The sequence below is a fragment of the Mesorhizobium sp. BR1-1-13 genome (assembly GCF_020165515.1).
GTDB lineage: Bacteria > Pseudomonadota > Alphaproteobacteria > Rhizobiales > Rhizobiaceae > Mesorhizobium.
Genome location: NZ_JAIUIH010000004.1, coordinates 234,211 through 245,198, shown reverse-complemented (window position 1 = coordinate 245,198; position 10,988 = coordinate 234,211). Strand labels below are relative to the sequence as shown.

Below are 10,988 nucleotides of genomic sequence, written 5' to 3'. Positions count from 1 at the left end.
GAAATCGGCGCTGCCCCTTATCTGCCTGCCGACATCTTCTCCCCGTATAGAGACGGGGAGAAGGACGCCTTCGCAAAGGGTTTCGCCAATCTTCAGCGTTGCAGAAAGGGTGCCGAGGTTGCGGCCAGCCCCCTTCTCCCCGTCACTATACGGGGAGAAGTGCCCGGCAGGGCGATGAGGGGCGGCGCAAACCTGAAACGATCGTCCTGCGGCTCTAGTCAGGCAGCGTGGCAGGGCAGAGGGGGGTGCGGAACGCAAGCGTCGCCTCTTGGCCAACGGCTTCACTCGCTCCACTTCACCTTGGTGAGATCATTGGCCTGGATCGGCGCGTTTTCCCACAGGCCTTCCAGCTTGGCGTCCCAGACGCCGACCTTGGGCAGTTCGTAGAGGAAACCGACCACGGCGTCGTCGGCCAGGATCTTCTGTGCCTGCCCCAGCAATTCCTTGCGCTTGGCTTCGTCGGAGGTGACATCCAGATCGGCGATCACCTTGTCGAAGGCCGGGTTGTCGTAGTTGAAGTAATAATCCTTGCGCGCATAGATACCGATGTCATTGGGCTCGGTATGGGAGACGATGGTCAGGTCGTAGTCCTTCTTGGTGAACACCTGGTCTAGCCACTGCGCCCACTCGACCGGGATGATCTCGAGGTTGATGCCGACATCACGGAGTTGCGAGGCGATGATCTCGCCGCCGAGCCTGGCATAGGTGGGCGGCGGCAGCTTCAGCGTCGCCTTGAAGCCGTTCTCCAGGCCTGCTTCCTTCAAGAGTTCCTTGGCCTTGGTGACGTCGTGCGGATAGCGGCCGGTGAGGTCGACATAATCCTTGTTGGCCGGCGACATATGCGAGCCGATCGGCAGGCCGAGGCCGGCCGAGGCACCGTCGATGATCGCCTTGCGATCGAGCGCGTAGGAGATCGCCTGCCTGACCAGCAATTTGTCGAAGGGCGGCTTCTTGTTGTTGATCGACAGGATGGTTTCGCCTTCGGTCGAACCGATCACCACCTTGAAACGCGGATCGTCCTTGACCTGCGCGAGACTGTCAGGATCGAAGAATGGGAACGCCTGGATATCGCCGGAAAGCAATGCCGGTACGCTAGCGGCGGCATCGGGCACGATGCGGAATTCGACCTTGTCGAGGTAAGCCGGCGTGCCCCAATAGCTGTCGGATTTCACCAGCGTGATCGAGGATCCCTTGGCCCAGCTCTGGAATTTGAACGGGCCGGTTCCGACCGGCTTTTCCTTGTTGGCGTCAGCGGATTTCGGCGAGACGATGACAGCATCGCCCCAGCCCATATTGTAGAGGAAGGATCCCCGCGGGTTCTTCAGCGTCACCTTGACCGTTGCCGGGTCGACCGCGTCGACCCTATCGATGGCCGCGAACAGGGCTTTTTGCGCATTGACCGAATTGTCGGCGCGGGCACGGTCGAGCGAGAATTTCACATCTTCGGCGCTGAAGCCGGCGCCATCGTGGAATTTCACGCCGGTGTGCAGCTTGAAAGTGTAGGTCTTGCCGTCGTCGGAGATGGTCCAGCTTTCGGCCAGGTCCGGCAGCACCTCGCCGTTTGGCCCGATGCGGGTCAAGCCTTCGAACACATTGGCATAGAGAACCTCGTCGATTGCGGCGGCGGCTCCGGCGGTCGGATCGAGATGCGGCGGTTCGAGCGGGATGCCGATGACCAGATCGGTTCGCGCCGCCAGCGCGGGAGTGCCGACGGCCAACGCCAAGACGGCAGCTGCCAGGATGGTTTTCCACAATTTCATCGTGCGACTCCCCGTGTGGTCAAACATGCGCTCAAACCGGGCGAATAGAAGCGTGATTTCGCACGGGAGTAAATTGCGTTTCGTGCTGTGCGGCGGCGTAGCCGGGAATGTTTTCTCCAGGCAACCGCATCGATCGTCGGCACTTGCCCCGCGCTATGGGGCGCCGCGCAGCAGCACGTTGAGCCCGAACGCCATCACCTTGGCCGATTCCACCATATCCGAGATGCCGACCCATTCGTCAGGCCGGTGGGCGAGATCGAGAATGCCCGGGCCATAGGCGATGCAATCATAGACATGGCCGATGCGGGCAATGTGCTTCTGGTCGTAGGTGCCGGGTGAAATGACGTAGTCGGGCTCGCGATCGAAGATCGCGTGGATGCCTTGCGCGATTGCCTTGACGACCGGAGCGTCGCGTTCGGTCATCAGCGGCAGCACCTCCATCAGGTCACGGATCTCGTAGTCGAACTTTTGCCGATCACGCTTCAGCCGCTCGAGAATGCCGGTCACCTCGCCCTTGACCGTGGCGAGATCCTCTTCGAGCAAGAAGCGGCGGTCGATGGTCAGCCGGCAGGAATCGGGCACGTTGGGCGAGGGCAGGCCGGGCCGGAAATCCTCGGTCTGGCCGCCATGGATAGAGTTGATATTCATGGTCGAACGCTTTGCCCCTTCGGGCACGACCGGCATGCGCGTCATCTTGCGGTCAAGCGCGGGGAACAATTCGTCCTCGAATGCTCTTAGCACGGCGCCCATATGGCGCACCGCATTGTCGCCGAGGAACGGCATCGAGCCATGCGCGATTTCGCCCTTGGTCTCGATCTCGGCCCACCAGACGCCGCGATGGCCAAGGCAGATGCGGTCCTTGTTCAACGGTTCGGGAATGATGACGTGGTCGACCCTGGGTTTCGAGAAATAGCCGAGCCTCGCCAGATGCGCGACGCCGCCGAAGCCGCCGGATTCCTCGTCGACCGTGCCTGATATCTCGATGGCGCCGGGAAAATCGGGAAATACCTCTATGAAGGCTTCGGCCGCGATGATCGAGGAAGCCAGGCCGCCCTTCATGTCGCAGGCGCCGCGGCCGTAGACCTTGCCGTCCCTGACGACGCCGGCGAAGGGATCGACGGTCCAGCCGTCGCCGGCCTCGACGACATCGATATGCGAGTTGAAGTGGACGCAGGCGCCAGGCGAGCGTCCATCGAAGCGGGCGACGACGTTGACGCGCGGGTAGCGGGCGGTGTCGCCGGGCGTGCCCTCGGCACGGATGAACTCGGTCTGAAAGCCGCTCTTCTTCAGCCGCGCGCCAAGAAATTCGGCGCATGGCCGGTACGCTTCGCCGGGCGGGTTGATGGTGGGAAAGCGGATCAGCTCGGCGGTCAGCGCGACGAGATCGTCACGCCGGTCATCGATCGCTTGGAGGAGTCGCTCGTTCATGGCCCGAGTTGAGCAGCGATCGGCGTCGTTTTGCAAGTCCGCTGGCAATTAGGCCGTTGCGGCGTGTCGTTACGGCAACTCTTGCGGGAATTCGTTCAAATTCGCTGCTTTGGATTGGCGAATTGGTCAAGAGTATATGTTATGCCGTTCACCTGCCGTTAAAGAGATGAAAAACGACGTGAAGGCAGGCAAGGGGCAATCAAAGGGGTTTGATCGCATGAAAAAGACAGTTCTCATGGCAGCAGCGCTTGTCACGATGCTGTTCGGTGCTTCGGCGCAGAGCTGGGCAGCCAGCCTCATTGCAAACATAGACGTGTCGTCGCAGACGATGACGGTCAGGTACGGCCAGGAGGTCTACCGGTGGAGGGTGTCCACGGCTCGGTCCGGCTACTTCACGCCACGCGGCACCTACCGGCCGCAGCGAACGGCCCGGATGTGGTATTCGCGCAAATACGACATGTCGCCGATGCCTTATTCCGTGTTCTTCCGCGGCGGCTATGCCATCCACGGAACGGGCGCGGTGAGGCAGCTCGGCCGACCGGCCTCGCATGGCTGCGTGCGGCTGCATACGGCCAATGCGGCGGCTTTCTATTCGATGGTGAGAGAAGTCGGCTTCGGCAACACGCGCATCGTCGTGAGGAATTGACTGCTGCGCCGGCCGTCGTGCCTGAGGCGCGTCGGACGGCTCCAGACTACGCGCTTCGGGTCTTTGCCTTGCGTCGCTTGCGGCTGATATCCCATCTCTTGTGGAACCACATCCACTGGCCGGGATCCTCGCGCACCCAGCGCTCGACCACGTCGTTGAGGAGCTGGGTGGTGGCGCGCACGTCGACGCTGCCATCGGCGGTGCGCGGCAATGTCAGCTTCTCTTCTATCTCGAGCCTGAAGCGGTTGCCCGGCAGCCTGACGCAGCGCGCCGGGTAGACGTCGCAATCGTAATGACGGGCAAGCGTGCCGAGCACCCGATTGCTCTGGCAGGGGCGGCCGAAGAATGTCGTTTCCAGCCCGCCCGTGAACTTCTGGTCGACAAGAACCCCGATATTGCCGCCGTTTTCCAATACCGAGGCGAGCGCGAACGACGCGCCCGCCATCGAGGGCAGCAAAGATCCCATGGTCGCGCGGCGCGTCGAGAGGATGTAGTCGGCCAGGTACGGATTGTTGGGCGGGCGAAACAGCGCGGTGATATTCATGCCGAAAGTAGCCGCCGCCACCGGCAGCAATTCAAAATTGCCGAGATGTCCGGTGAAGACGATGTGCGGCTTCTTTTCGGCCGCGATCTCGACGAAATGGTCTACTCCCTTGACCTCGACACGGCCGGGACGGGTGGCAGTTGGATCGTAGTCGAACAAGGCGTCGAGAAAGATGTATTCGGCGGCCAGACGCGCCATGTTGCCCCACATGTCGGAGGCGATGGCCTGGATCTCGGCTTCGCTCTTCTGCGGATAGGCCTTGCGCAGATTGTCGACGGCCACATTATGGCGTCCGACCCATGGACCGATGCGGCGGGCGACGCGGTCGGCGAAATTCAGCGCGCTGTCGGGGGGCAGCAGGCGCAGTACCGAGATGATGATCATCGCAATGCGCGCGACCAGCCAGTGCTCGAACCGGCGCAATTGCCGGCCGTAGCGGAACATCAGGTCGCGGCGAAGCTTCTTCAACACAGAAGTCAGGGCCTAGACGACGCGCAGGATGATCTTGCCAAACACGTCGCGGCCTTCCATGCGCTTCAGCGCGGCGTCGATGTCGTCGAAGCCGACTTCGGTATCGATGACGGGTGCGACCTGTCCCGCCGCCATCTTCTGCATGGCGTTGGCCATGTTCTCCATGCGGCAGCCGAAGGAGCCGAGCAGCTTCAACTGCTGCTGGAAGAGCTGCATCAGATTGACCTGCGTCGACACGCCGGACGTCGAGCCGCAGGTGACGAGGCGGCCGCCGCGCTTCAGGCACAGCATCGAGCCGGCAAAAGTATCGGCGCCGACATGTTCGAACACGACGTCGACGCCCTTCTTTTTGGTCAGCTTGCGCACGACGCCCTCGAACCGGTCGTCACGGTAGTTGATGACATGATCGGCGCCGAGCGCCTTGGCCTTGTCGATCTTGTCGTTCGAGCCGACCGTGGTGATGACCGTGCAGCCCATCCGCTTCGCCAGCTGGATGGCAGCCGAGCCGATGCCGGATCCGCCGGCATGGACAAGGATCGTCTCGCCGGGCTCGAGCCTGGCATTGTCGAACAGCATGTGTTCGACGGTGCCGAAAGTGACGGGGGCGACAGCCGCGCCGATCTCGCTCACGCCCGGAGGGGCGGGGACCAGCAGGCGCGCCGGCAGGTTGATCTTCTCCTGCGCGAAGCCGTCGAGGTGGAAGCCATGAACGCCCGAGACGTGTTCGCACAGATTGTCGCGACCTTCGCGGCAGGCGCGGCAGAGGCCGCAGGTGCGCGCGCCGTAAATCGATACCAACTGTCCCGGCAGCAGCCCGGAAACGCCGGGGCCGACGGTCTCGACCTCGCCGGAGGCTTCCGCGCCGACGACCAGCGGCAGCTTGCGCTTGGCGAAAGCCATGCCGCGCCAGCCCCAGACGTCGATGTGGTTCAGCGCCACTGCCTTGATGCGCAGCGTCACCTCGCCAAGCGCGGGCGGCGGCGGGGGCGGCAGGTCCACCGTTTCAAGACGGCGGTCCTCGATAAGTTGCAGTGCGCGCATGGAGCCTGTCGGTTCTGTTCTAGCGGAAGTGGCTCGCTTAGACCGGTTCCCGCGCCATGACAAGGCAAGTGTTCTGGCCGCCAAAGCCGAAGGAGTTCGAGAGCACGGTGCCGACCTGCGCATTGCGCTTCTTGTTGGGCACGACATCGAGCACGATCGCCGGATCGGGATTGTCGTAGTTGATGGTCGGGGGAATGACGCCTTCGCGCATGGTCATCAGGGAAAACGCCGCTTCCACCGCGCCGGCGGCGGACAGCGTGTGGCCGATCATCGACTTGTTGGACGAGATCGGCATCGAGCCAATCCGTTCGCCGAACACCGTCGACAGCGACAGGTGCTCCATCTTGTCGTTTTCCGGCGTCGAGGTGCCGTGCGCGTTGACATAGTCGATCTCGTCCTCGCCCAGGCCGGCATCGGCGAGGGCGGCGCGCACCGCCGCGATGGCCGGCGAACCATCCGGCTTGGAGCGGGTGCGGTGAAAATCGTCCGCCTTTTCGCCGCAGCCGCGCAGAATGCCCAGAACGCTCGCTCCGCGGGCGAGCGCTGCCTCCAGCGATTCCAGCACGAGAGCGCCTGAGCCTTCGGCCAGCACGAAGCCGTCGCGGTCCTTGGAGAAGGGCTTGGAGGCTTTTTCGGGGATGTCGTTGTGGGTCGAAAGCGCCGACAGCAGCGAGAAGCGAATCAGCGCCTCGGCGGTTGCCGAGCCATCCGCGCCGATCGACAGTGCCCGGTCGCATTCGCCTCTGCGGATTGCCTCGACCCCAAGCTGGATGGCCGTTGCGCCGGAGGCGCAAGCGGTCGACAGCGTGATCGGCAGGCCGCGCGTGCCGAAACGGTCGGCGAGCCGGTCGGCGATCGAGCCGAACTGCGTAGTCTCGAAAGTATCGAGCTCCTTCAGACCGCGCGCCACCCGAAGCAGCCTTTCGGCACCGGCGTCGTGCTTGTCGGAATTGTAGAGCGCGAACCGCTCATGCCAGTCGAGTTCGACCGGCGGCGAGGCCAGAAACAGCGGTCCGCCGAAGTCGCTGGAATTGAGGCCGGCTTCGGCAACAGCTTCCTGCGCGGCGGTCTCCGCCAGTTCGTAGGTGAGGGGGCTGGCGCCCTTCGAGCTCGACGCAAGGAAATCGACCATGCCGGAAATGCGGGTGTTGAGGTGGTCGACAGGGAAGCGGGTGATCGGGTGGATGCCCGATCTGCCCGAGGTCAGCGCCGCCCAATTGTCTGATTTCCCGGCTCCAAGGGAAGTAACCACGCCGATGCCTGTGACGGCAACGATCGGCCTGCCCATGTGATCTCTGAGATTGGCCATCCGGAAGCCCTAACCTTTATCATTGTATGTGGCTGGCCGCTCTATGCGGCGTTGACCAGCGCCATGCCCTCGAATTGGTGGTAGCCGATTGCCGTTGCAAGGACGCTTCTGGGAACGCCCTCGAACGGTTTCTCGGCAGCGGCATCGAAAACGGGGTAGGCGGCCTTGCGGTCGACGGCGAGCGCCGCCAGCGCCACGGCGAAGGGAAACTGCGCTTCCTTCATGTGGCCGGTCAGCGTCGCGAAGCCGCGCACCGCGATCGCGGGATTGGCGTCGAATGCCGCCTTCTCGGCGGCGGTAGCCGCGTGAGCGCCTGAGGCGCCAGACATGGTCAGCAAGCCGCCATTCGGCACGGCAGTCTTCTTGAGCAGCGCGGCGATCTCGGAATCGAGCTCGCCCTGCCGCCGCCTGGCACGGCCGGAGACGACCGGGCCGAGTTCGGCATAGATCCTGCGCCCCCGGCTTGCCGCGTGTTCGCGCTGCTCCAGCACCAGGAAGGCGCCGCCGGATCCCGATACCACGCCGCCACCTTCGGCGCCTTGCCGCTGCCAGACCGGCTTCCAGGCACCGCGATGCAGATAGCCGGCAAGCTCATAGCCGAGCAACATATCGGAATGTTCGGTCTGGAAGGCGCCGCCCACCAGTATATGCGTCGACTGGCCGGAACGAATGCGCGCGGCCGCCGTCTCGACTGCGGCGACGCCGGCGCCTTCCTCGCCCATGAAGGTCCTGGACGATCCCGTCACCTTGTGGACGATGGAGATGTTGCCGGCGAGCAGATTGGAGAGCTGCGCCAGGAACAGGGTGGGGCGCAATTCGGTGGTAAGCTTCTCGTTGAGCAGCACGTCACGGTCGTTGCGGCTTTCCGAGGCGGCCAGGATGGCGGCATCGACCGCTTCGTCGCGCTCGCCGCCGCCGGCGGCCACGACCATGTCCATGGTCGTGCAGAGCTCGTCATTGCCCTTGATGCCGGCATCATCCAGCGCAAGACCGGCGGCATAGGTGCCGAGCCTCTGCCAGGTTTCCATCTGGCGCTGGTCGCCGCGCTTGGCGATCTGCAGGTTCCAGTCGATCTCCGGCAGCGGATGGACGGTGTAGGGCGCGAAACGCTCGGCTTCGAGCACCGGCTTCTGACCCGGCTGAGTGAGCTTGCGCCAGTGTTCATCGGGGCCTTCTCCCAACGAGGAGACAAGGCCAATGCCGGTGATGACGACGTCGCGGGGGCTCATGGATGATCGGGTACGGATCAGGCGGTCTTGGCGGCCACCAGTGCGTCGATCTTGGCGCACAGGTTCTTCATGACAAAGTAATCGTCCGTCGAAGCCTTGCCGTCATTGACTTCCTGGGTCCACTTTTCCAGCGGCACCTTGATACCGAATTCCTTGTCGATGGCGAAGACTATGTCGAGGAAATCGAGGCTGTCGATGCCGAGATCGTCGATCGTGTGGCTCTCGGGCGTGATGGTGTCGATGTCGATCTCGCTGGTGTCGGCAATGATCTTGGCGACTTTGTCGAACGTGGTGGACAAGGGCTTTTCCTTCGGTTGCGGGCGGAATCTGTCCGCATCTTGTTTGGGCGCTGTCTAATCGGTTTTTCCCGGCAGGAAAAGGCCTGATACGCCGGGTGCAGATGGGTAGCGTGCCCAAGAAACGCAAGACGGGCCGCCGGTCAACCCGGCGGCCCGTCCATAGCTGGCGGCGGCGGACGATGTTGGCCTGATTGTCGCGGCCCTAGCGCGGCATCTTTCTTTGGTGGTATTTTGGCAACATTACCTCTGTCGCAAGTCCTCATCGACGCGTGGCTGCTCGCTGATGCACCGCTCGGCCCCCATTAGAACGTAACGCGGCCGAGCACGCGCAGGCCATCGCCCTGCGGCTCGACGACAACGGCTTCGCCCTCGCGCGGCGAGACGCCCGTCAACGCAGCGATATCTTCAAGATGAGTGACCATGACCAGGTTGTCAGAGCCGGAATAGGCACGGATTTCCTTCATGATCGCGGCGAGTTGCGCCGCATTCTGCGCCGCGTCGCCCTTCAGCAGGTCGAGCGGCGCGAAAGGCTCCGGCTCGGTCTCGAAGGCGATGCGCGCGGTGTCGAGGCAGCGGCAATAGCGGCTGGACAGCACGCGCTCGACCGGGGCGGCGCGGGCGGCAAGCAAGGCGCCGATCTTGCTCGACTGCTGCTTGCCGCGTGCGGACAGATTGACCTGGGTGGCGCAGCTGCCGATATCGAAATTGGCGGGATCGGTGGTGCCGGTGACCATGGCATGGCGCAAAAGCACGACATGACCGCCATCGCGCAGCAGCGCCCAGCCGGCGTCCGTCGCATGCGCTGCAACGGGGACGCCAAACAGGAACAACGCCAAGACAAATCGGATCATCGCAATCCTTCCAGAAGCCGGGCACCGGCCACCCGCATATAGGGATCGGAAAGCAGGTACAAAGACAAGCGAAAGGCCTGCGGGCTGCGCGGTCTCACCTCTCCGTCGTCATCCGCTGCTTCACCAGATCGGTCTTCCGGTCGTCAGCGGGATGGGAAACGTCCAGCCGCCTTCGGCGATGCCCCGCTTGGCAGAACAAATTCGGAGTCGAAGAAATTCGGGCGCGATTGCACCGCGACCTTGGCTCGCCTATCCCTGGAAAAATGTCTCCGCTTACCGAAACCGTCCTTTTCGTCTTCAGCCTCGTGGCGCTCGGCTACCTCGCCGGGTTCACCGGTTATATGAAGCCGGCGAGCGGCGAGGGGATATCCGATTTCGCGGTCAGCGTTGCGATGCCGCTGCTGTTGTTCCAGACGATGGTGAATGCCGATTTCCACGGGGTGGCACCGTGGTCGCTATGGGGGGTCTATTTCGCGGCGGTGGCAATCACCTGGGCCGCCGGCCATGTCGTCACCACGCGGATATTCGGACGCGACGCACGCGCTGGTGTCGTCGGCGGCGTGTCGTCGGCTTATTCCAATGTTGTCCTGCTCGGCGCGCCGTTCATTCTCGGCATATTCGGGCGAGATGGATTCGAGGTTCTGTCGCTCCTGGTTTCCGTGCATCTGCCTGTCATGATGATGGCTTCGATCGTGCTGTTCGAGATGTTCGGCCGCGGCGGCGGCGAGCATGTGCATCCCGTGCGCGTCGTCCGCAATTTCCTGAGGCGGCTGTTCATCAATCCGCTGATCATCGGCATTCTTTTGGGTCTCGCATGGCGCTTCAGCGGCATCCCGCTGCCCGAACTGGTCATGCGGCTGGTGGACGCGCTGGCCGGCACCGCCGGGCCGGTGGCGCTGTTCGCCATGGGGCTCAGCCTGCGCCGCTTCGGCATATCAGGCAATGTCCGCCCGGCGCTGGCGCTATCGACGCTGAAGCTGTTCCTGATGCCGGCGCTGGTTCTGATCTTCGTCTGGTTGCTCGGCCTGCCGCCCTTGACCGCCAAGGTAGCGGTCGTGGTGGCGGCGCTGCCATCCGGCATCAATTCCTATCTCATTGCCGTGCAGTTCAACACAGGCCAGGCGCTGGCTTCGAACCAGATGACCATCGCGACCGCGAGCGCGGTCGTCACCACGGCTTTCTGGCTGGCGGTGAGCGTGCACGTCTTCGGCTGACATGAATATGACCAGGGTCTGAGCCGCACGGCGTGAGTCCGGTTCGACGCGATGTGCCAGCGGTGAAATCAGGCCCCGGCTCTCGCCTTGCACTGGCATAACCCCTATATGCCATCTTGCGATTGCTTGCGGGGCTTTCCCTAGGTTAAGAGCAATGGCCCCAGCGCACGGTGCGCTAATCGAAGACATCCAGATA

10 protein-coding genes are annotated in these 10,988 nt (G+C 63.3%); 2 read left to right on the top strand and 8 right to left on the bottom strand.

Annotation, left to right across the window (positions count from 1 at the left end):
• Positions 1-281: 281 nt before the first annotated feature.
• Together LB533_RS11920 and LB533_RS11915 are read right to left on the bottom strand one after the other, a co-directional pair.
• On the bottom strand, positions 282-1,760 hold the full coding sequence (locus LB533_RS11920; protein ID WP_140639009.1) for an ABC transporter substrate-binding protein: 1,479 nt from the start codon (positions 1,758-1,760) through the stop codon (positions 282-284).
• Between the two features lie 153 nt (positions 1,761-1,913).
• Entirely contained in the window at positions 1,914-3,188 is a 1,275-nt protein-coding gene (locus LB533_RS11915; RefSeq protein WP_140639008.1) for an acetylornithine deacetylase/succinyl-diaminopimelate desuccinylase family protein, read from the bottom strand.
• Positions 3,189-3,405: 217 nt separating this feature from the next.
• Between LB533_RS11915 and LB533_RS11910 the strand changes: the two genes are divergently transcribed.
• The gene (locus tag LB533_RS11910; protein ID WP_224677238.1) at positions 3,406-3,834 is read left to right on the top strand and encodes a L,D-transpeptidase; all 429 of its coding nucleotides are present in this window, start codon (positions 3,406-3,408) and stop codon (positions 3,832-3,834) included.
• Positions 3,835-3,880: 46 nt separating this feature from the next.
• Here the strand turns inward: LB533_RS11910 and LB533_RS11905 are convergent, their stop codons facing one another.
• The 6 genes from LB533_RS11905 to LB533_RS11880 all read right to left on the bottom strand — a co-directional run bounded on the left by LB533_RS11905 (position 3,881) and on the right by LB533_RS11880 (position 9,578).
• Positions 3,881-4,822, bottom strand: a complete 942-nt coding sequence (locus LB533_RS11905; RefSeq protein WP_263487478.1) for a lipid A biosynthesis lauroyl acyltransferase — start codon at positions 4,820-4,822, stop codon at positions 3,881-3,883.
• Positions 4,823-4,861: 39 nt separating this feature from the next.
• A complete protein-coding gene (locus tag LB533_RS11900) occupies positions 4,862-5,890 on the bottom strand; it encodes a zinc-binding dehydrogenase (RefSeq protein WP_140639005.1) in 1,029 nt (342 codons plus the stop codon).
• 37 nt (positions 5,891-5,927) lie between these two features.
• Positions 5,928-7,199 carry a beta-ketoacyl-ACP synthase gene (locus tag LB533_RS11895; protein WP_140517231.1) on the bottom strand — a complete coding sequence of 424 codons (1,272 nt, stop codon included), beginning with the start codon at positions 7,197-7,199 and terminating at the stop codon, positions 5,928-5,930.
• 41 nt (positions 7,200-7,240) lie between these two features.
• Entirely contained in the window at positions 7,241-8,428 is a 1,188-nt protein-coding gene (locus tag LB533_RS11890) for a beta-ketoacyl-ACP synthase (protein ID WP_140639004.1), read from the bottom strand.
• 17 nt (positions 8,429-8,445) lie between these two features.
• Positions 8,446-8,727, bottom strand: coding sequence for an acyl carrier protein (locus tag LB533_RS11885; protein ID WP_010909964.1), 282 nt, complete (start codon positions 8,725-8,727; stop codon positions 8,446-8,448).
• 302 nt (positions 8,728-9,029) lie between these two features.
• Positions 9,030-9,578, bottom strand: a complete 549-nt coding sequence (locus tag LB533_RS11880; RefSeq protein WP_224677236.1) for a histidine phosphatase family protein — start codon at positions 9,576-9,578, stop codon at positions 9,030-9,032.
• Between the two features lie 263 nt (positions 9,579-9,841).
• Between LB533_RS11880 and LB533_RS11875 the strand changes: the two genes are divergently transcribed.
• On the top strand, positions 9,842-10,792 hold the full coding sequence (locus LB533_RS11875; RefSeq protein WP_224677235.1) for an AEC family transporter: 951 nt from the start codon (positions 9,842-9,844) through the stop codon (positions 10,790-10,792).
• Positions 10,793-10,988: the final 196 nt, after the last annotated feature.

Coding starts and splice junctions, on each gene's coding strand:
- LB533_RS11920 (WP_140639009.1), bottom strand. CDS start 1,760: ATGAAATTGTGGAAAACCATCCTGGCAGCTGCCGTCTTGGCGTTGGCC.
- LB533_RS11915 (WP_140639008.1), bottom strand. CDS start 3,188: ATGAACGAGCGACTCCTCCAAGCGATCGATGACCGGCGTGACGATCTC.
- LB533_RS11910 (WP_224677238.1), top strand. CDS start 3,406: ATGAAAAAGACAGTTCTCATGGCAGCAGCGCTTGTCACGATGCTGTTC.
- LB533_RS11905 (WP_263487478.1), bottom strand. CDS start 4,822: ATGTTCCGCTACGGCCGGCAATTGCGCCGGTTCGAGCACTGGCTGGTC.
- LB533_RS11900 (WP_140639005.1), bottom strand. CDS start 5,890: ATGCGCGCACTGCAACTTATCGAGGACCGCCGTCTTGAAACGGTGGAC.
- LB533_RS11895 (WP_140517231.1), bottom strand. CDS start 7,199: ATGGCCAATCTCAGAGATCACATGGGCAGGCCGATCGTTGCCGTCACA.
- LB533_RS11890 (WP_140639004.1), bottom strand. CDS start 8,428: ATGAGCCCCCGCGACGTCGTCATCACCGGCATTGGCCTTGTCTCCTCG.
- LB533_RS11880 (WP_224677236.1), bottom strand. CDS start 9,578: ATGATCCGATTTGTCTTGGCGTTGTTCCTGTTTGGCGTCCCCGTTGCA.
- LB533_RS11875 (WP_224677235.1), top strand. CDS start 9,842: ATGTCTCCGCTTACCGAAACCGTCCTTTTCGTCTTCAGCCTCGTGGCG.